Genomic DNA, 20020 nt, shown 5'->3' with positions numbered 1-20020 from the left:
CATGGGCGCGGGCGAGATCGTGCTGAACGGGCAGCTGCTCGCGGCGATGCCGATCGCGATCGCCGCGGGGCTCGTCTCGTTCCTCTCGCCGTGCGTGCTGCCCCTCGTGCCGGGGTACCTCGGCTACCTCGGCGGCTTCACGGATGCCTCGGCCGACGCCGCCACGGAGCGGAAGAACCGCCGCCGGCTGCTGCTCGGCGTGCTGCTGTTCATCGCCGGGTTCACGGTCGTCTTCGTGAGCTTCAACCTCGTCGCGGGCTTCGCCGGGTCGTGGCTCGTGCAGTACGCCGACCTGATCGTGCGCATCGCCGGGGTGCTGCTGATCCTCATGGGCCTCGTCTTCATCGGCCAGTTCACGTTCATGCAGCGCACCATCAAGCCCTCGTGGCGCCCGGCGACGGGCCTCGCCGGGGCGCCGCTGCTCGGCATGGTGTTCGGCCTCGGCTGGACGCCGTGCATCGGCCCGACCCTCGCCGTCGTGCTCGCGCTCAGCGCCGACTCCGCGTCGGCCGGCCGCGGCGTGCTGCTCGGCCTCGCCTACTGCGTCGGCCTCGGCATCCCGTTCCTGCTCGTGGCGGCCGGCTTCAGCTGGGTCACGGGCTCCCTCGCCTTCCTCCGTCGTCACATCCGCGCGATCAACATCGCGGGAGGTGCGCTGCTCATCGTGATCGGCGTGCTCATGGTGACGGGCATCTGGTCCATCTGGATGTACGAACTGCAGGCGGTGATCACGGGCTTTGACCCCGCAATCTGATCCCGGCGCGCCGTCGCGGCCCGCCGACCACATCGACTCGACCGAGGCAGACCCCGGCGAGACGCCCGTCAACCAGCCGAAGCTCGGCTTCGTCGGCTGGCTGCGCTTCGGCTGGCGGCAGCTCACGAGCATGCGCACGGCACTGCTCCTGCTCCTCCTCCTCGCGATCGCCGCGGTGCCCGGCTCGCTCGTGCCGCAGCGCTCGAGCGACCCCAACGGCGTCACGCAGTACTTCAACGACAACCCGAGGCTCGCGCCGATCCTCGACGGCGTCCAGATGTTCGACGTGTACACCTCCGCGTGGTTCTCGGCGATCTACCTGCTGCTCTTCGTCTCGCTCATCGGCTGCATCATCCCGCGCACGAAGCACCACTTCGAGGCGCTGCGGGCCCGGCCGCCGCGCACGCCGGTGCGGCTGTCGCGTCTCGCGGGTTACACCGAGCGGCCGCTGCCGGTTTCGACAGGCTCAACCAGCGAAGCTGCGGCTGCCGCGATCGACTCCGCTGCGAAGCAGCTGCGCCAGGCGGGCTACCGCGTCGAGCAGTACGAACTGCGCGGCGAGCCATCCGTCTCCGCCGAACGCGGCTACCTGCGCGAGACCGGCAACCTCGTCTTCCACACCGCGCTCGTCGGCGTGCTCGTGGCGGTCGGCTTCGGCGGCGGCTTCGGCTTCTCGGGCCAGCGCGTGATCGTCGAGGGGCAGACCTTCGTCAACACGCTCGCGGCCTACGACTCGTTCAACCCCGGGCGCTTCTTCGCCGACACCCGGCTCACGCCGTACAAGCTCTCGCTCGAGAGCCTCGACGCGGTGTACGAGACGCGGAACCAGGACGCGATCGGCCAGCCCATCGACTTCACGGCGCACGTCACCGTGCAGGGCCAGGACGGCGAGCCCGAAGACCGCACGGTGAAGGTCAACGAGCCGCTCTACACGCACGGGACCGACGTCTACCTGCTCGGCAACGGCTACGCGCCGACCATCACCGTGAAGAACGCCGAGGGCGAGGTCGTCTTCACCGACGCCGTGCCGTTCCTGCCGCAGGATGCGAACCTCACCTCGATCGGCGTCGTCAAGGTGCCCGACGGCATGCCCGAGCAGCTCGGCATGGTCGGCTTCTTCTACCCGACGCAGACCGAGCTCGACTCGGGCGCCTACACGTCGAACTACCCCGACCTGATCCTGCCGGTGCTGACGCTCAACGTCTACCAGGGCGATCTCGGCATCGACGAGGGCACGCCCACCTCGGTATACGAGCTCGACACCTCGACGCTCGAGCAACTCAGCGGCGGCAAGACCGGCGTCGACTCGATCGAGCTGAAGCCCGGCCAGACCGCCGAACTGCCGAACGGCCTCGGCACGGTGACCTTCGAAGACGTCACGCCGGGCGCCGCCCCCGCGGTCGACGTGGACGCCGACCCCGACGCCGCTGCCGCCGACGAGCGCAACTACGCGCAGAGCGTCTCGCGCTTCGCGAGCTTCGACATCCACCACGACCCGACGCAGATATGGGTGCTCGCCTTCGCGGCGCTCATCCTCGGCGGACTCCTCGTCTCGCTCTTCGTGCCGCGCCGGCGCATGTGGGTGAAGGCTGTGACGAAGCCCGACGGCCGCGTCGTGCTCGAGTACGCGGCGCTCGCCCGCGGCGAGGACCCGGGGCTCGAAGACGCCGTGACCGGGTTCGCCGACAAGCACGCCGGCCCTGCGGCATCCGGTGAAACCGCAGATGCTCCCGAGAAATCTTCGACGTAAGGTAGAACAGTGCAGTTGACCCTCGACGAGATCTCCATCCTCTGCGTGTACTCGGCCATGGTCGTGTACGCGATCGCGTTCATCGCGTTCTCGATCGACCTCGCGAAGCGCTCGGCGGCGGCCACTGCGGCAGCGGATGCCGCGGCGCGCGTCGAGGTGAAGGAGGCCGTCGCGGTCGGGGCAGGGCGCGGCCCGCGTTCGGCCGGTGCGGCGAAGCCGGCGGCATCCGTCGCCTACGGCCGCTCGCCGGCGCTGCGCGTCGGCGTCGCGATGACGGTGCTCGCGTGGATCCTGCACCTCTCGGCCACGGTGCTGCGCGGCCTCGCCGCCGGCCGGGTGCCGTGGGCGAACATGTACGAGTTCGCGCTCACGGGCACGCTCATCATCACCACGGTCTTCCTCATCGTGATCGTGGTCGTGAAGCAGGACCTGCGGTTCCTCGGCACCTTCATCACGGGCCTCGTGCTCGTGCTGCTCGGCGTCGCGGCTCTGAACTTCTACGTCAGCCCGATCCCGCTGCCGCCGGCACTGCAGTCGGTGTGGCTCGTCATCCACGTGTTCGTCGCGAGCGCGTCGGTCGGCCTCTTCGCCCTCGGGTTCGCCCTCTCGGTCGTGCAGCTCATGCAGGCCCGTCGCGAGTCGATCGCGGCGACGGCGAAGGCGGCGAAGCTCACCTTCCTCGCGACGCTGCCCGACTCGGTCACGCTCGAGAACCTCGCGTACCGCATCAACATCATCGGCTTCATCATGTGGACCTTCACCCTCATGGCCGGCTCCGTCTGGGCCGAGAAGGCCTGGGGCCGCTACTGGGGCTGGGACACCAAGGAGGTATGGACCTTCATCATCTGGGTGGTCTACGCCGGCTACATCCACGCCCGCGCGACGCGCGGCTGGCGGGGCTCCCGCTCGGCATGGCTCGCGATCATCGGCTTCTCGACGGTGCTCTTCAACTTCACCGTGGTCAACCTGTTCTTCAAGGGCCTGCACGCCTACTCGGGTCTCTGACCGCCGGCGCCTGATCCGCGCCGCGCATTGCGCTCGTCGAACCGAGCGAGCACCATCGCACTATGAGGCTGCTCGAACGCGAGGGTGAGCTCGCCGAACTCGACGACGCCGTCCGCGCGGCCGCCGAGGGGCACGGCGGGGTGGTCCTCGTGCACGGCGAGGCGGGCATCGGCAAGTCGAGCCTCGTGAATGCGCTGCGCGAGCAGCCACCGGGCGGCAGCCGGGTGCTCGTCGGCGCGTGCGACGCGCTCTCCACGCCGCGCACGCTCGGGCCGCTGCGCGACCTGATCCCGCACGTGGGGTCGCGCCTCGGCGAGGCCCTTCGGGCGGGCGAGCGAGAGGAAGTGTTCGCGGCGCTGCACGAGGAGCTGTCGTCCACCCCCGCCACGGTGCTCATCGTCGAGGACGCGCACTGGTCCGACGAGGCGACGCTCGACGCGCTGCGCTTCATCGCGCGCCGCATCGAACCGCTGCCCGCCGTGCTCGTGCTCACCTATCGCGACGACGAACTCGACCGGGAGCATCCGCTCGGCAGACTGCTCGGCGAGCTGCCGAGCGGGGTGCGGCACCTCCCGCTCCAGCCGCTGTCGCCGGGCGCGGTCGGTTCGCTCGCCGGCGAGCGCGGGGCCGACGCCGTTCGGGTGTACGCGTTGAGCCGCGGGAACCCGTACTTCGTGAGCGAGCTCGTGACGTCGGCGGATGCCGCGCAGGTTCCGCGCACCGTCGTCGACGCCGTCACGGCACGTCTGCACCGCCTCGACCCCGTCACGCAGGATCGGGTCGAGCAGCTCGCGGTCGTGCCGTCCGCCGTCGGCGCCGACGAACTCGCTCGGCTCGTGCCCGAAGGCTCGAGTGCGCTCGGTGTCGCCGAAGAGGGCGGACTCCTGACCGTGCGTCCGGATGGCGTGCAGTTCCGACACGAGCTCACGCGCCGTGCGATCGTCGACGCCCTGCCGGCCTCGCGCCGCATCGCGTTGAACGCCCACGTGCTCGCGATGCTCGTCGAGATCGGTGCCGACCCGGGCCGCATCGTCTCGCACGCGATCGAGGCCGGCGACGTGGACGCGGTCGTGGAGTGGGCGCCGCGGGCGGCCCGCGATGCCGCGGTGAGCAGCGCGCACCGCCAGGCGGCCGCGCACTTCCGCGCGGCGCTCGCACACGGCGAGCGCTTCGACACCGCCGCGCGCGCCGACCTGATCGAGGAGTACGCGATCGAGGCGTACCTGCTCGGCGACGAGCCGCAGGCGGTCGCCGCGCAGCTCGAGGTCATCGCGCTCCGTCGGGAGCTCGGCGGCGTCGACGCCCTCGGGGCCAGCCTGCGATGGCTGTCGAGATTCGAGTGGATCGCGGGCAACCGGCCGGGTGCCGAGCAAGCTGCGGCCGAGGCATCCGCCGTGCTCGCCGGCTCGCGCGACCACGGCCTGCTCGCGCTCGCCCTCAGCAACGAGGCCCAGCTCGCCATGCTCGCCCACGACCTGCCGCGCACGATCGAGCTGGCGACGCGCGCGGTCGCCCTGGCGCGGGAGTCGGGGGAGCAGCGGGCGCTCTCGCACGCGCTCAACAACCTCGGGACCGCCCACCTGTTCGAGGACGACGACGAGGGCATGCGGGAGCTGCTCGAGGCGGCCGACATCGCCGCGGCCGCCGGCTTCATGGACGACGCCGCCCGCGCGCACGTCAACCTCGTCTGGAGTCTGCTCGACCAGTACCGTCTCGACCTCGCCGAGCGCCACCTCGAACCGGCGATGGCGTTCTCCGAACGCACCGAGGTGCTCGGACTCTGGACGTACCAGCAGGTCGAACGCGGCCGACTGCACCTCGCACGGGCGCAGTGGGACGAGGCGCTCACCGCTGTCGCCGGCGTCTCGGCGGTGCTGCCGCAGGCGCAGTGCGTCGCCCTCACCGTGATCGGCACGGTGCAGGCGCGGCGCGGTGAGGGTGACTCGGGCGCGTCCGTGCTCGCGGAGGCGCGGGTCATCGCCGAGCGGCTCGGCGAGTTGCAGCGCATCGGCCCCGTGGCAGCGGCGCGGGCCGAGGCGGCGTTGCTCCGCGGCGAGCTCGACGAGGTGCGGGCGATCGCGCGCCCGGCCTTCGAGGAGGCGGTGCGGTGGCAGGATCGGAACCTGCAGGCCGAACTCGCATGGCTCCTCCGGCGTGCCGGAGACGACGCCGAGGCGCCCGACAACGAGCACCCGTTCGCGGTGCAGGCGCGGGGAGACTGGCGGCGTGCGGCTGAGCTCTGGCGCGAGCGCGGATGCCCGTACCACGAGGCATCAGCCCTCGCCGAAGCGCCCGAGGTCGCCGAGCGGCTCGAGGCGCTCGCGATCCTCGACCGGATCGGCGCCGATCCGCTCGCCCGCCGTGTGCGCGCAGGGTTGCGCGACCGCGGTGTGCGGTCGATCCCTCGCGGCCCGCGGCAGCCGACGCGGAACAATCCCGAGGGGCTCACCGAGCGGCAGCTCGACGTGCTGCGGCTCGTGGCCGACGGGCTCACGAACGCGCAGATCGCCGATCGCCTGGTGCTGTCGGTGCGCACGGTCGATACGCACGTCGCGGCCGTGCTCGCCAAGCTCGGCGTGCCCACTCGACAGGACGCAGCGAGGCTGGCGCCCGAGGTGCTCGGCCGCCTCGCATGAGGTCGGCGTCGTTCGTCGGACGTGCGGCCGTCGGTAGTCGCCGCCCTCGAGTTCGGTAGCGCCGCAGGGCGATCTCGGTAGTCGTCGCCGATGATCGCGGCTGCGCTGCGCCGTAGAACGGAAGCAGGCCCGATTCGGGTCCCGACGATCATCATTCAGGAGTCATCATGAACAGCGCGGCCCTCACCACGGTTCCCTCCCTCGTTCGCCCGGCCGGACGCTCGAGTCGCCTCGGCCGACTCTCTCGCCGAGTCGGTCTCGCCCTCCTCGCGTGGAGCCGCGGGTCCGATCGGCGTCGCAGTCCCGAGTCCCTCGCCGAACTGCATGAACGGCAGCAGGAGGCCGAGCGGCTCCGCAACGACCGCTTCCGTGAGGTGACCTTCTCCCGTCTCATGTGACAGCGTTTGCACTCGTGCGACGTCAATGACTACGGGTTTCCCGCCAATCCAGCGCATCATCAGATGCAAACGCTTGCACCAGGGTGCCATCCGCTGCTAGCGTCGCCGCCAGTGGTCGGTGGCACGCGGTCGTGCCGGGAATCGGGAGTCAAGGATGACGCAACGCGCACGTGCTCGCAGCTGGTTCGCCCTCGTGGTCGCAGGGGGGCTCGCGGCATCCGTGCTCACCGTGATCCCGAGCCTTGCCGCCGCGGCGGACGAGGCGCGCACCTTCGCCCTCGTCGGCTCGCTGCAGAGCGAGCTCGGATGCGCGGCCGACTGGGCGCCCGACTGCGCCGAGACGGAGCTGACCGCCACCGGCACCCCCGGTGTCTTCGCGGCCGACTTCACGATCCCCGCGGGCAGCTGGGAGTACAAGGTCGCCGTGAACGACAGCTGGGACGAGGCCTACGGGCTGAACGGCGGGGGCGACAACATCCCGCTGACCGTCGCCGGCGACACCGCGGTGCGCGTCGTCTTCGACGACAACCTGAAGAAGGTCGGGCTCGAGGCGACCGAGTCGACGCTGCGCGGCGCCTATGACGAGGCATCCGACGCCGAGCTCGTCGCCGCCCCCGTGCGCCAGCCCGGCAGCGACGAGGTGTTCTACTTCGTCATGACCGACCGCTTCGCCAACGGCGACCCGGCCAACGACGAGGGCGGCCTCGACGGCGACCGCATGGTGACCGGCTACGACCCGACCGACAAGGGCTTCTACAACGGCGGCGACCTCGCGGGCCTGCGGCAGCAGCTCGACTACATCGACGGGCTCGGCACCACGGCGATCTGGCTCACCCCCAGCTTCAAGAACCGCCCGGTGCAGGGCGAGGGCACGAACGCGAGCGCCGGCTACCACGGCTACTGGATCACGGACTTCACCCAGATCGACCCGCACCTCGGCACGAACGCCGAGCTCGAGGCCCTCATCGCCGAGGCGCATGACAAGGGCATCAAGGTCTACTTCGACATCATCACGAACCACACGGCCGACGTCATCGACTACGAGGAGCAGCAGTACTCCTACATCGACCAGGCGACGAGTCCCTACCTCGACGCCGAAGGCGCCGCGTTCGACCCCGCCGACTTCGCCGACGCCGACACGGGTGCCGACTTCCCGGCGCTCGACGCGGCGACGAGCTTCCCCTACACGCCGACCCTCACCGCCGACGACGCCGACCTCAAGGTGCCGGCCTGGCTCAACGACCCGACGCTGTACCACAACCGCGGCGACTCGACGTGGGAGGGGGAGTCGGTCACCTACGGCGACTTCTCGGGCCTCGACGACCTCATGACCGAGCACCCGACCGTCGTGAACGGCTTCGTCGACGTCTACGAGCAGTGGATCGACCTCGGCATCGACGGCTTCCGCATCGACACCGCCAAGCACGTGAACTTCGAGTTCTGGGAGCAGTGGTCGACCGAGGTGCTCGACTACGCCCACGACGTGGCGAAGAAGCCCGACTTCTTCATGTTCGGCGAGGTCTACGACGCCGACCCGCAGAAGCTCTCGCCCTACGTGCGCAAGACCGACATGAACTCGGTGCTCGACTTCACCTTCCAGTCGCAGGCGGTGAGCTTCGCGGCCGGCAACTCAGCCAAGAACCTGCAGTCGCTCTTCGCGGGCGACGACTACTACACGACCCCCGGCTCCTCGGCGACGGCGCTGCCGACCTTCCTCGGCAACCACGACATGGGCCGCGTCGGCATGTTCCTGCAGTCGACGGATGCCCCGCTCGAGCGCGACGAGCTCGCGCACGAGCTGCTCTTCCTCACGCGCGGCCAGCCCGTCGTCTACTACGGCGACGAGCAGGGCTTCGCGGGCACCGGCGGCGACAAGGACGCCCGGCAGACGCTCTTCGCGAGCCAGGTGGCCGAGTACCAGAACCAGCCGCTCGTCACGGGCGAGACGGCCGGCAGCGTCGACCGCTTCGCGACGGATGTCCCGCTCTACGAGCACATCTCCGAGCTCGCCGCGCTCCGCTCCGCACACCCGGCGCTCGCGACGGGCGCGCAGATCGAGCGCTACGTCGACAACGGCGCGGGCGTGTACGCCTTCAGCCGCGTCGATCGCGCCGAGCAGGTCGAGTACCTCGTCGCGGCGAACAACGGTGCGGCCGCGAAGACGGTCGACGTCTCGACGCTCACGAAGGGCGGCGAGTTCTCGGTGCTCTCGGGCGACGGGTCTGCCGTCACCGCGAACGCGGACGGCATCGCCTCGATCACCGTGCCGCCGCTCGGTGCGGTCGTCTGGAAGGCCGACCGTGCGGTGAGCGCGCCCGACGCGGCATCCGCCATCACGGTCGCGACGCCCGCCGCCGGCGCGGGCGTGACCGGCATCACCCCCGTCGTCGCCGACGTCGATGACGCCACCTGGCAGGAGACGAGCTTCGCCTGGCGGGTCGCCGGTGCCACCGGCGACGACGCGTGGCACGCCCTCGGCACCGCTGAGGACACGAGCCCCCGCGTCTTCCACGACACCGCGGGCCTCGGCCAGGGCACCTTGCTCGAGTACCGTGCGATCTCGACGGATGCCGCGGGCAACCGTGCCGCCGCCTCGACGTATGCGAGCGTCGGCAACGCCGTGAACCTCGTCGAGGAGGAGGAGCCCGAGCAGCCGATCGACCTCGTGACGGTGCCCGGCTCGCACAACTCCGAGATGGGCTGCGCGGGCGACTGGGCTCCCGGCTGCGAGGCCGCGAAGCTCACGCTCCGCGCCGACGGCATCTACTCCGGCACCTTCGACGTCGCCGCCGGCGACTACGAGTACAAGGTCGCGATCAACGGCAGCTGGGACGTCAACTACGGCGCGAACGGCGAGCCGAATGGCGGCAACGTCACCTACTCGCATCCGGGCGGGCCGATCACGTTCTTCTGGAACCCTGACACGAAGGTGGTCTCGTCGACCGCAGAGGGCCCCGTCGTGACGCTGCCCGGCAGCTTCCAGTCGGAGGTCGGATGCTCCGACGACTGGCAGCCCGACTGCCTCGCCTCGCTCATGCAGGACGGCGACAAGGACGGCGTCCTCACCTGGTCGACCACGTCGATCCCCGACGGCGCGTACGAGACGAAGGTCGCCCACGGCCGCAGCTGGGACGAGAACTACGGCGTCGGCGGCGCACCGGGCGGGGCGAACTACACGTTCACTGCGGCCACGGGCAAGCTCGTCGAGTTCCGCTACACGCTCGCCACGCACGTGCTCGAGATCGTCGTCACCGACCCGCCGCTCGCCGGCACCGGTGAGGCGCGCGCGCACTGGGTCGGCGAGGACACGCTCGCGTGGCCCGCGGAACTCCTCGGCGGCGCCGAGGCAGCGGATGCCGCGTGGACCCTCGAGCACTCGGGCGACGCCTCGCTCGCCGTCGACGGCGGCGCGGTGACCGGTGGCGGCGACCCGGTCGTGCTCGAACTCGACCCCGCCGGGCTCTCCGACGAGCAGCTCGCCGAGTACCCGGCACTCGAGGGCTTCCTCGCCCTGCGCCCGGTCGACCTCGACCGCGGCGAGGTGCAAGGGCTTCTCACCGAGCAGCTCGCGGTCGCGCAGCGCGTCTCGACGGGCTCGACGAGCAGTGAGCTGACCGCCTTCACCGGCGTGCAGCTGCCCGGCGTGCTCGACGCGCTCTACGGCGACGCCGTGGCATCCGTGCCGCTCGGTGTCGACTGGCAGGGCGGCGAGCCGACCTTGGCGCTCTGGGCGCCGACGGCGCAGTCGGTCGCGCTCGAGGTGTTCCCGACGGGTGAGAGCGGCGAGCCCGTCACGACCCCCGCCGCCTTCGACGACGAGACCGGCGTCTGGTCGGTCGCGGGCGCCGACGGCGCTGACGGCGAGCCGCTTGCGGCCGGGGCCGAGTACCGCTGGTCGGTCGAGGTCTACGCCCCGAGCACCGGCGAGATCGAGACGAACTCGGTCACCGACCCGTACTCGGTCGCCCTCACGGCGAACTCGGTGCGCTCGGTCGTCGTCGACCTCGACGACGAGTCGCTCCGCCCCGCGCAGTGGGAGGAGACGGCGGCGCCCGTCGTCGAGCGGCCGGTCGACCGTGCGATCTACGAACTGCACGTGCGCGACTTCTCGATCGGCGACGAGACCGTGCCCGCCGAGGAGCGCGGCACTTACCGCGCGTTCACGCGTGACTCGGCGGGTACCGCCCAGCTGCAGCAGCTCGCCGACGCCGGCATCAACACCGTGCACCTGCTGCCGACGTTCGACATCGCCACGATCGAGGAGCGGCGGGAGCTCCAGGCGACGCCCGACTGCGACCTGGCGTCGTTCGGTCCGGCGTCTCCCGAGCAGCAGGCGTGCATCGACGCGGTCCGCGACCTCGACGGCTTCAACTGGGGCTACGACCCGTTCCACTTCCAGGCGCCGGAGGGCTCGTACGCCGTCGACCCCGACGGCGGGGCCCGGGTCTCCGAGTTCCGCGAGATGGTCGGCGCGCTGCACGCCACGGGCCTCGCGGTCGTGCTCGACGAGGTCTACAACCACACCGCCGAGGCGGGCCAGGGCGGCAAGTCGGTGCTCGACAAGATCGTGCCCGGCTACTACCAGCGCCTGAACGCGGCCGGAAACGTCGAGACCTCGACGTGCTGCCAGAACGTGGCGACCGAGCACGACGTGGCGCAGAAGCTCATGGTCGACTCCGTCGTGCTGTGGGCGAGGGAGTACAAGGTCGACGGCTTCCGCTTCGACCTCATGGGCCACCACTCGAAGGCCAACATGCTGGCGGTGCGCGCAGCCCTCGACGAGCTCACGCTCGAGGAGGACGGCGTCGACGGGTCATCCGTCTACCTCTACGGCGAGGGCTGGAACTTCGGCGAGGTCGCGAACAACGCCCTGTTCGAGCAGGCCACGCAGGGCCAGCTCGGCGGCACGGGCATCGGCACCTTCAACGACCGGCTGCGCGACGCCGTGCACGGCGGCAGCCCGGTCGACGCCTCGTCGACGTTCCAGCAGGGCTTCGGCACCGGGCTCGGCACCGACCCCAACGGTCAGCCGGGCACGCCGTCGCAGGCCGACCAGCTCGCCGACCTCGGCCACCAGACCGACCTGGTGAAGCTCGGCCTCGCGGGCAACCTCCGCGGCTACGAGCTGACGGATGCCTCGGGGCAGGTCGTGCGCGGCGATGCGCTCGACTACCGGGGTGCGCCGGCCGGCTACGCCGATCAGCCCGACGAGGTCATCAACTACGTCGACGCCCACGACAACGAGACGCTCTACGACCTCTCGGTGTTCAAGCTGCCGACCGACACGACGATGGCCGACCGGGTGCGCATGAACACGCTCGAGCTCGCGACCGTGACGCTGTCGCAGTCGCCCTCGTTCTGGCACGCCGGCACCGAGCTGCTGCGCTCGAAGTCGCTCGACCGCAACAGCTACAACTCCGGCGACTGGTTCAACCGCATCGACTGGACGGGCCAGGAGTCGACCTTCGGGTCCGGCCTGCCGGGCGAGGCCGACAACGGCGAGAAGTGGCCGATCATGACGCCGCTGCTCGAGAACGCCGCGCTGAAGCCGGCGCCCGCCGACATCGCCGCGGCCGAGGCATCCGCGCTCGACCTGCTGCGCGTGCGTTCGACGGTCGACCTGCTGCAGCTCGGTTCGGCCGAGCTCATCGACGAGAAGGTGTCGTTCCCGAACAGCGGTACCGAGGCGACTCCCGGCGTGATCACGATGCAGATCGACGATCTCGTGGGCGATGACGTCGACCCCGAGCTCGACGGTGCGCTCGTCGTGTTCAACGCCTCGCCCGAGCCGGTGACCGAGACGGTCGCCGCGCTCGCCGGGCGGGACTTCGCGCTCGCCGAGGCGCAGGCGAACGGTTCCGACGCCGTCGTGAAGACGACGACGTGGGATGCCGCGACCGGCACGGTCACCGTGCCCGCCCGCAGCGTCGCCGTGCTCGTCGACGAGCAGCCGCCGCCGGCGGTGACGACCGTCACGGTCGCCGCGCCGACCAAGCTGTTCGCGAAGGCCGGTTCGGCGGTGAAGCTGCGGGGCACGGTGTTCGCCCTCGACGGCAGTGCGGCGGTCGGCACCGTGCGCGTGTACGACGGCGGCACGCTCATCGCCGAGGCCGACCTCGCGGCGAGCGACGAGGGGCGCATCGACGTCAAGCTGCCGAAGCTGCCGCGAGGCCTGCACCTCGTGCGGGCGGTGTTCGACGGCGGCGAGGGCTACGCGGACTCGCAGTCGTTCACGGTGCCGCTCATCCTCTGGTGACCGGTGGGGGTCGGGGTCATGCCCCGACCCCCACCGGCCGGAAGGCCGCACGCGCCGTCGCGGCGATGACCGCGGCGGCCGCGAGCAGTGCCAGCGCGAGCCAGGGCAGCGCCTCGACGCCCACCGCGTCGAGGGCGAGGCCGCCGAGGAAGGCGCCGGCCGCGATCGCACCGTTCCACGTCGCGACGACCATCGACTGTGCGACATCCGCCGCGTCGCCCGCGATGCGCGCCGGGGCGGCCTGCAGGAGGGTCGGTGCGGTGCCGTAGGCGATGCCCCAGACCGCGAGCGCGAGGTAGACCACGACGGGCTGGGCGGCGAAGTGGCCGATGGCGATCATCGCGAGGCCGAGCAGTGCCGTCGCGACGAGCACCATCGAACGCATCCGCCGATCGACGAGGGCGCCGGCGCCGATCACGCCGACGACGGCCAGCACGCCGAAGACGAGCAGCGCCAGGTCGAGGTGCCGGTCGATGCCCGATGCGACGGTGAGCGGGGCGATGTAGGTGTACGCGATGTTGTGCGCGAGCACGAACAACGCGGTCGTGGCGAGCACGGCGACGAGTCCCGGCATCCGCAGCACCGACGACAGGCTGGGCCGCTGCCCCGCGCGCTCGCCCGGGAAGGAGGGGAGTGCTGCTGCGGCCCAGACCGCGAGCCCGATCCCGACGACGGCGATGACGCCGAACGCCGCGCGCCACCCGATCGCGGCGCCGAGGGTGGTCGCGATCGGCAGGCCGAATGCGAAGGCGAGCGGGGTGCCCACCATCGCGATTGAGAGGGCGCGGCCCGAGTGCTCGGGCGCCACGGTGCGCATGGCGTAGCCCGCCGCCATCGCCCAGAGCAGTCCGGCGAGCATGCCGCCGAACATGCGGGCGATGAGGATCACCGTGTACGAGTCGGCGATCGCCGTGACGCCGTTGACGAGGGCGAACCCGATGACGAGCCCGACGAGCAGGGGCTTCCGCGGCAGGCTGCGGGTGACGGCGGTGAGCGGGATCGCGGTGATCGCGGTCGTGACCGCGTAGATCGCCACGAGCTGGCCGATCTGCGATTCGGACACCCCGAGGTCGGCGCTCATCTGCGGCAGGAGCCCGGCCGGCAGGATCTCGGTGACGACCCCGGTGAACACGACGGCGGCGAGGGCGAGCAGCCCGTTGAGAGGCAGGCGCGTGCGCGGTCGGCGTGCGCGGGCCGGCGTGGTGAGTGGTGGCGGGGTGGAACGGTCGGTGATCGGTGAAGCCATGTCGACAGTCTCGAACCTTGACACTAGTGTGAAGGTCAAGTCGCGAGCCACGCGACGACACAGGAGGCGGCATGCGCATCGGCGAACTCTCGACGCGAACCGGCGTGGCGACGCGCCTGCTCCGCTACTACGAGGAGCAGGGGCTCGTGAGCTCGACGCGCGAGCACAACGGCTACCGCGACTACGCCGACGCGGCGATCGAACGGGTGAACCAGGTGCGCGGTCTCATCGAGGCGGGCATCCCCACCGCGGTGATCCGCGACATGCTGCCGTGCCTCGCGAACACCTCGCTCGTCGAGGCGCCCGTCATCCAGCGAGAGCTCGCCGAGACGCTCGCCGAGCGCCGCGCCCAACTCGATCAGCGCATCGGATGCCTCGCGAAGAACCGCGACGCGATCACGACCTACCTCGAGCGCGCCACCGTCACGGGGTGACGCCGGCGTCGTGACGACGCCACGGGCCGGATGGGAGATCTCCCATCCGGCCCGCGGCGCTCGGTCGTTCGAGGCTCGCCGTAGATCAAACGGGGAACGGAAGGTCGACCCCGCACACCTCGAAGCTGGTGACGATGTCAGCCCCGTGCGCGGCGAAGATCTCGTCGATGCCCTGGCCGTCGCCGGCCTTGTCCTCGTGCGGGTTGTTGCCGGCGACGACGCCGTCCTGGCCGTTCGCACCCTTCACGTGGATGGTGAACGACATGGGCGCGCCGGTCGCCGCGTAGGCGTCGAGCACGCACGCGGCGTCCTCCTCGGACAGGCCGGCCGTGAGCTCTTCGACGTGGACGGTGAACCAGGCCTGCGAGTTCGATGCGCCCGCGTTGCCCTGCTCCGAACGGTTCGGGTTGAAGCACTCGTGCGCGTAGGCCGCCGTGCCGGTGCCGAGCGCGACGGCTGCGGCAAGCGCGACGCCCGCGCCGATGTTGGTCAGAGTTCGCTTGAACATGTGTCTCCTCCGGGTAAGTGAGGTGCGCAATTCGATTGCGCGCACAGACCCCACGGTCGCGCCCGGTTCGGCGCGAGGCATCCGTGCTCTCCCTGAATAGCGGAGTAGGGCTCATGTTTCCCTCCCCAGATGGGGGGGTCTGCCTACGGGGTCCGCTCCACGTGGCGCCCAGCCTCGGCCTCGGCGAGCACCGCGTGGCAGCGCACGATGCGCTCGAACCACCACTCGGTGCGCTCGGGTGACGCGGCGTACCGCTCGAGCAGGTCGAGGTGGGGCAGTACTCGCCGAACGGGGATCGAACCGTCTTCGGGCAGCAACGGCGACCGCGTGACATCCGCTGCCAGGAGCGACGCGGTGCCGAGCCCGCAGTCGAACTCGAGCGAGGTGACGGATGCCGCGAGGTGCGCGCCCATCGACAGGCCGATGCTCGTATCGAGGGCGCTCGACACGACGACGGGCAGGCCCGTGCGGCCGATGAGCTCGAGCGCGCGGTGGATGCCGCCGAGCGGCTGCGCCTTGATCACGAGCAGGTCGGCTGCGCCGGCCTCGGCCACGGCGAGCGGGTCGTCGGCGCGGCGCACGCTCTCGTCGGCCGCGATCGGCAGGCCCATGTACTTCGTGCGGCGGCGGATCTCGGCGAGCTCCTCGACGCTCGCGCACGGCTGCTCGACGTACTCGAGGTCGAATGGGGCGAGCGCGTGGATCGCGTGCTCGGCCTCGTCGACGTTCCAGCCGCCGTTGGCGTCGATGCGGATGCGGCCTTCGGGCCCGAGCGCCTCGCGCACGGCGCGCACGCGGGCGACATCCTGTGCGAGCGTCTGGTCGGAGCCCGCGACCTTGACCTTCGCCGTACGGCATCCGGGGAATCGCGCGAGCACGGCGGCCACGCTGTCGGGGTCGACGGCCGGCACGGTCGCGTTCACGGGGATGCGTTCGCGGAGCGCGGGCGGCGGAGCCGTCCAGCCGAAGTCGATCGCGGCCGCCAGCCAGGCGGATGCCTCGTCGTCGCCGTATTCGGCGAAGGGGGAGAACTCGGTCCACCCCTCGGGGCCCTCGAAGAGCACGGCCTCGCGCACGTCGATGCCGCGGAACCGCGTCACGAGGGGGAGGGCCACGACTCTTGCGGTGGCGAGCAGTTCGTTCGGCTCGGGCAGCATGTGCCCAGTCTCGCACCCCGGGTCGCGAACATGGCCGCCTGTTAGGGTGAACGCCCACGAGGAGGTGCACATGGACGGACTGCAGCAGCTCGGCATCGACGGCGTCGAGATGCCCGAGGAGCCGGTCTCGAAGAACGTGCTCATCGGCGTCGGGGGAGTGCTGCTCGTGATCGCCGCGCTGATCCCGATCACCGCAGCGGTCGTCACCGTCGTGGTCGTCGCGTCGGTGTACGGCGGAGCCGTGCTCGGCCTCTGACGGGCCGGCAGGCCGCGTGGCGCAGACCCGCGGAATAGGCTTGGGGGCATGAGCGCCGAGGTGTCTGAACTGTTCGATGCGAGCGAGTGGACCGAGGCGGCATCCGCGGTCGGGTTCACCGACATCACGTACCACCACTCGAACGACGGCCGCATCGCGCGCATCGCCTTCGATCGGCCCGAGGTGCGCAACGCGTTCCGTCCGCACACGGTCGACGAGCTCTACCGCGCCCTCGAAGACGCGCGCACGAACCCGCGCATCGGCGTCGTGCTGCTGACCGGCAACGGGCCGAGTGCGAAAGACGGCGGCTGGGCGTTCTGCTCGGGCGGCGACCAGCGCATCCGCGGCCGCGACGGCTATCAGTATTCGGCCGACGAGACCGAGGTCGTGCGCGACCCCGCGGCGGCGGCGAGCACGGGGCGCCTCCACATCCTCGAGGTGCAGCGGCTCATCCGCTTCATGCCGAAGGTCGTCATCGCCGTCGTGCCTGGCTGGGCAGCCGGCGGCGGCCACTCGCTGCACGTCGTCTGCGACCTGACCATCGCGAGCCGCGAGCACGGCCGGTTCAAGCAGACCGACGCCGACGTCGGCAGCTTCGACGCCGGCTACGGCTCGGCGTACTTCGCCCGCCAGATCGGGCAGAAGTTCGCGCGCGAGGTGTTCTTCCTCGCCGAGGAGTACTCGGCCGAGCGCGCCTACGAGATGGGCGCGGTGAACCGGGTCGTGCCGCACGCGGAGCTCGAGCGCGAGGCGATCGCGATGGCCCGCACGATCCTCACGAAGTCGCCGACCGCGGTGCGCATGCTGAAGTTCGCATTCAACGCCGTCGACGACGGCATGGTCGGCCAGCAGGTCTTCGCCGGCGAGGCGACGCGCCTCGCCTACGGCACCGACGAGGCGGTCGAGGGCCGCGACGCCTTCCTCGAGAAGCGCGACCCCGACTGGGGCCCGTACCCGTGGCACTACTGATGCCGGTTACAGCTCACCGGTTCGAACGGGTTACGTGGGCGACGTGAAACCCCTCATCCGGGTCGCGGCCGACTACACTGCGGCGCTGCTCGCGCAGCTGCGGCAGGCCGTGCTCTTCGACGAGGCGGCGCTCGCCGTGCTGCCGGTGCCGGGGGCTGCACTGCAGGAGCATCCGATCGATCGTCTCGTGCCCGACGACGTCGCCCTCGTCGTCGAGACGAGCGGGTCGACGGATGCCCCGAAGCGCGTGATGCTCTCGGCGTCGGCACTGCGGGCGAGCGCAGGAGCGACCGAGCAGTTCTTCGGCGGGCAGCACGGGCAGTGGCTGCTGGCGCTGCCGGCGACCTACATCGCGGGGGTGCAGGTGCTCGTGCGGTCGATCGTCGCGGGCACCGAGCCCGTCGTGCTGCCGCCGGGGCACTTCGATGCGCGGGCGTTCGCCGCGGCATCCGCTCGGCTCGACCCCGAACGCGCGCGGTTCACCTCGCTCGTGCCCGTGCAACTCGCCCGGCTCGTGAGCGCCGCCGCCGACGATGCCGCTGTGGCCGAGGCGCTTCGCTCGTTCGACCGGATCCTGCTCGGCGGGCAGGCGGCGCCCGCCGGCCTCGTGGAGCGTGCCGCCGAACTCGGCGCCCGCGTGCACCGCACCTACGGCTCGAGCGAGACCGCGGGGGGATGCGTCTACGACGGCATACCGCTTCCCGGCGTGGCCGTGCGCATCGTCGGCGGCGAGGTGCAGCTCAGCGGCCCGATGCTCGCGAGCGGATACCTCGACGAACCCGGGCGCACGGCCGAGGCCTTCACCACCGACGCCGACGGCACCCGCTGGTACCGCACGGGCGACCTCGGCGAGCTCGCCCCCGCCGACCACGGTCTCGGACGACTCCGCATCTCGGGCCGCGCCGACGACGTCATCATCTCGGGCGGCGTGAAGGTCGCGCTCGGCGAGGTCGAGCGGGCGATCCGCGCCCTTCCGGGGTTCGCCGAGGCCGTCGTCGTCGCGGTCGACGACGCCGAGTGGGGGCAGCGGCCCGCGGTCGCGGTGGCGACGGCCGAGACATCCGCGACGCTTGCGGAACTGGCGACGGCGACGGATGCCGCGGGGCTCGCGCCCGCAGCCCGCCCCGTGCGGCTGCTGCGACTCGACGCGCTGCCGCAGCTCGCCTCGGGCAAGCCCGACCGGCGGCGCCTCGTGCGGCTGTTCGCCGAATCGGCGGGGTCGGGGAACACCGAGGTTCCAGAGGGGCGCGCGAACTAGCATGTTCGTGTGGCCCGCCCGAAACCCCAACGCCTGAACCCCGCCGCCGACCTCGCCGGAAAGTCCCGCACGCCGGCCCGCAGCGGCAACCCCGCGAAGGCCGCCCGCAGCACCGGCGCGAAGCCCGGCACGCCCGATCGCGCCACGGCAGCCGACTGGGTCTCGGGCGCGAGGCTGCGCACCCTGCCGCTGGCCATCGCACCGGTCGCCCTCGGCACGGGTGCGGGCGTCGTCGCGATCGCCGACGGTCCGTGGCACCCCGCGCGAGCACTGCTCGCCCTCGTGGTCGCGCTCGCACTGCAGATCGGCGTCAACTACGCCAACGACTACTCCGACGGCGTGCGCGGCACCGACGAGCACCGGGTGGGGCCGGCCCGTCTCACCGGCTCGGGGGTCGCCAAGCCCAAGCAGGTGCTCGCCGTCGCGCTGAGCTTCTTCGCCCTCGCCGCGCTCGCCGGACTCGCGCTCACGATCGTGACGGGGCAGTGGTGGCTGCTCGCCGTCGGCGCGGTCGCGATCGTCGCCGCCTGGTTCTACACCGGCGGCAAGCACCCCTACGGCTACTACGGCCTCGGCGAGCTTTTCGTCTTCGTCTTCTTCGGTCTCGTCGCGACCGCGGGTTCCGCGTTCGTGCAGGCGCTCACCGTCAACCTGGAGGCGTGGCTCGGCGGCGTCGGCGTGGGCTTCATCGCCTGCGCGGTGCTCATGGCCAACAACCTGCGCGACGTGGCACAGGACAAGGTCGCGGGCAAGCGCACCCTCGCGGTGCTCGTCGGCCCGCTCGCGGGACGCATCCTGTTCGCGGTCTTCATGCTCGTGCCGTTCGCGATCGCCGTGTTCTTCGCGCTGTTCTACCCTGCGGCATGGCTCGTCATGTTCGCGCTGCTCGCGGCGCTGCCGGCGTGCCTGATCGTGCTCACGGCGAAGACCCCGCGGGAGCTGATCATCGCGCTGCAGCTCGCGAGCCTCACGGCGCTCGTCTACGGCATCGGACTCGGGCTGGCGTTCGCGCTCTGATCGAACGCGCACGAACGCAGCGGGCGTCTGCGCTCGTCAGCGCTCGTCGGCGCCGTGTTCGATCGCGGCGTCTTCGGCCTCGGCGTCTTCGTGCACGACCGGCGTCTCGCGGTGGCGGGCGGCGTAGAGGTCGCTCGACATCGCCTCGCGTGCCCGGCGCAGGAAGATGAGCGACGCGCTCAGCCCGAACAGCGCGGCGATCGCGGTCGAGACCCAGACGTTGACACCCGCGATGAGGAGCACCGCGAGCGGAACGGCGAACAGCAGCACCCGCAGCGCGGTGTACCAGATCCAGACGGGCACGGATTTCACCCGATCAGTCTAGGTCGGCGCGGCTGAACGCACTCACAGCCGGAGAGGCGCCGAGCGCGCCTAG

At 71.3% G+C, this 20020-nt stretch carries 15 protein-coding genes; 11 read left to right on the top strand and 4 right to left on the bottom strand.

Annotation, left to right across the window (positions count from 1 at the left end):
• The first annotated feature begins 1 nt into the window (after window position 1).
• The 6 genes from JOE59_RS13740 (at window position 2) to pulA (ending at window position 12799) form a co-directional block, all read left to right on the top strand.
• On the top strand, window positions 2-754 hold the full coding sequence (locus tag JOE59_RS13740) for a cytochrome c biogenesis CcdA family protein (RefSeq protein WP_204461300.1): 753 nt from the start codon (window positions 2-4) through the stop codon (window positions 752-754).
• Window positions 738-2504, top strand: a complete 1767-nt coding sequence (gene resB / locus JOE59_RS13735) for a cytochrome c biogenesis protein ResB (RefSeq protein WP_204461299.1) — start codon at window positions 738-740, stop codon at window positions 2502-2504. Before JOE59_RS13740 ends, resB begins: the two co-directional genes overlap by 17 nt.
• A gap of 57 nt (window positions 2505-2561) precedes the next feature.
• Window positions 2562-3509, top strand: coding sequence for a c-type cytochrome biogenesis protein CcsB (gene ccsB, locus JOE59_RS13730; RefSeq protein WP_204463406.1), 948 nt, complete (start codon window positions 2562-2564; stop codon window positions 3507-3509).
• A gap of 62 nt (window positions 3510-3571) precedes the next feature.
• Entirely contained in the window at window positions 3572-6145 is a 2574-nt protein-coding gene (locus tag JOE59_RS13725) for an ATP-binding protein (protein ID WP_204461298.1), read from the top strand.
• Window positions 6146-6312: 167 nt separating this feature from the next.
• Window positions 6313-6543 (top strand): hypothetical protein, encoded by a 231-nt coding sequence (locus tag JOE59_RS13720; RefSeq protein ID WP_204461297.1) that lies wholly within the window; start codon window positions 6313-6315, stop codon window positions 6541-6543.
• A 154-nt stretch (window positions 6544-6697) separates the two neighbouring features.
• The gene (gene pulA, locus JOE59_RS13715; protein WP_204461295.1) at window positions 6698-12799 is read left to right on the top strand and encodes a pullulanase-type alpha-1,6-glucosidase; all 6102 of its coding nucleotides are present in this window, start codon (window positions 6698-6700) and stop codon (window positions 12797-12799) included.
• Between the two features lie 16 nt (window positions 12800-12815).
• Here pulA and JOE59_RS13710 read toward each other — a convergent pair whose 3' ends face one another.
• Window positions 12816-14045 carry an MFS transporter gene (locus JOE59_RS13710; protein ID WP_204461292.1) on the bottom strand — a complete coding sequence of 410 codons (1230 nt, stop codon included), beginning with the start codon at window positions 14043-14045 and terminating at the stop codon, window positions 12816-12818.
• A 71-nt stretch (window positions 14046-14116) separates the two neighbouring features.
• On the opposite strand from JOE59_RS13710, the gene JOE59_RS13705 reads away from it, so the two are divergent.
• Window positions 14117-14479: a MerR family transcriptional regulator gene (locus tag JOE59_RS13705; protein ID WP_179551964.1), complete on the top strand. Its 363-nt coding sequence runs from the start codon at window positions 14117-14119 to the stop codon at window positions 14477-14479.
• A gap of 85 nt (window positions 14480-14564) precedes the next feature.
• Here JOE59_RS13705 and JOE59_RS13700 read toward each other — a convergent pair whose 3' ends face one another.
• Together JOE59_RS13700 and JOE59_RS13695 are read right to left on the bottom strand one after the other, a co-directional pair.
• Window positions 14565-14987 carry a hypothetical protein gene (locus tag JOE59_RS13700; protein WP_204461290.1) on the bottom strand — a complete coding sequence of 141 codons (423 nt, stop codon included), beginning with the start codon at window positions 14985-14987 and terminating at the stop codon, window positions 14565-14567.
• A gap of 143 nt (window positions 14988-15130) precedes the next feature.
• Complete coding sequence (locus JOE59_RS13695; protein WP_204461287.1) at window positions 15131-16144, bottom strand: o-succinylbenzoate synthase; 1014 nt, start codon at window positions 16142-16144, stop codon at window positions 15131-15133.
• 70 nt (window positions 16145-16214) lie between these two features.
• Between JOE59_RS13695 and JOE59_RS13690 the strand changes: the two genes are divergently transcribed.
• The 4 genes from JOE59_RS13690 to JOE59_RS13675 are packed head-to-tail and all read left to right on the top strand — an operon-like array spanning window position 16215 to window position 19644.
• Window positions 16215-16400 carry a hypothetical protein gene (locus JOE59_RS13690; protein ID WP_204461285.1) on the top strand — a complete coding sequence of 62 codons (186 nt, stop codon included), beginning with the start codon at window positions 16215-16217 and terminating at the stop codon, window positions 16398-16400.
• A gap of 48 nt (window positions 16401-16448) precedes the next feature.
• Complete coding sequence (locus tag JOE59_RS13685) at window positions 16449-17369, top strand: 1,4-dihydroxy-2-naphthoyl-CoA synthase (protein ID WP_204461283.1); 921 nt, start codon at window positions 16449-16451, stop codon at window positions 17367-17369.
• A 43-nt stretch (window positions 17370-17412) separates the two neighbouring features.
• Window positions 17413-18627 carry an AMP-binding protein gene (locus JOE59_RS13680; RefSeq protein ID WP_204461281.1) on the top strand — a complete coding sequence of 405 codons (1215 nt, stop codon included), beginning with the start codon at window positions 17413-17415 and terminating at the stop codon, window positions 18625-18627.
• 9 nt (window positions 18628-18636) lie between these two features.
• Window positions 18637-19644, top strand: coding sequence for a 1,4-dihydroxy-2-naphthoate polyprenyltransferase (locus tag JOE59_RS13675; protein ID WP_307837077.1), 1008 nt, complete (start codon window positions 18637-18639; stop codon window positions 19642-19644).
• A gap of 36 nt (window positions 19645-19680) precedes the next feature.
• Here the strand turns inward: JOE59_RS13675 and JOE59_RS13670 are convergent, their stop codons facing one another.
• Window positions 19681-19956: a DUF4229 domain-containing protein gene (locus JOE59_RS13670; RefSeq protein WP_204461278.1), complete on the bottom strand. Its 276-nt coding sequence runs from the start codon at window positions 19954-19956 to the stop codon at window positions 19681-19683.
• Between the last annotated feature and the right edge of the window lie 64 nt (window positions 19957-20020).

It is taken from the genome of Agromyces cerinus (genome assembly GCF_016907835.1).
GTDB classification, from domain to species: Bacteria; Actinomycetota; Actinomycetes; order Actinomycetales; family Microbacteriaceae; genus Agromyces; species Agromyces nitratus.
This window is presented reverse-complemented; position numbering and strand designations above follow the sequence as displayed.

Coding starts and splice junctions, on each gene's coding strand:
- JOE59_RS13740 (WP_204461300.1), top strand. CDS start 2: ATGGGCGCGGGCGAGATCGTGCTGAACGGGCAGCTGCTCGCGGCGATG.
- ccsB (WP_204463406.1), top strand. CDS start 2,562: ATGGTCGTGTACGCGATCGCGTTCATCGCGTTCTCGATCGACCTCGCG.
- JOE59_RS13725 (WP_204461298.1), top strand. CDS start 3,572: ATGAGGCTGCTCGAACGCGAGGGTGAGCTCGCCGAACTCGACGACGCC.
- JOE59_RS13720 (WP_204461297.1), top strand. CDS start 6,313: ATGAACAGCGCGGCCCTCACCACGGTTCCCTCCCTCGTTCGCCCGGCC.
- pulA (WP_204461295.1), top strand. CDS start 6,698: ATGACGCAACGCGCACGTGCTCGCAGCTGGTTCGCCCTCGTGGTCGCA.
- JOE59_RS13710 (WP_204461292.1), bottom strand. CDS start 14,045: ATGGCTTCACCGATCACCGACCGTTCCACCCCGCCACCACTCACCACG.
- JOE59_RS13705 (WP_179551964.1), top strand. CDS start 14,117: ATGCGCATCGGCGAACTCTCGACGCGAACCGGCGTGGCGACGCGCCTG.
- JOE59_RS13700 (WP_204461290.1), bottom strand. CDS start 14,987: ATGTTCAAGCGAACTCTGACCAACATCGGCGCGGGCGTCGCGCTTGCC.
- JOE59_RS13695 (WP_204461287.1), bottom strand. CDS start 16,144: ATGCTGCCCGAGCCGAACGAACTGCTCGCCACCGCAAGAGTCGTGGCC.
- JOE59_RS13690 (WP_204461285.1), top strand. CDS start 16,215: ATGGACGGACTGCAGCAGCTCGGCATCGACGGCGTCGAGATGCCCGAG.
- JOE59_RS13685 (WP_204461283.1), top strand. CDS start 16,449: ATGAGCGCCGAGGTGTCTGAACTGTTCGATGCGAGCGAGTGGACCGAG.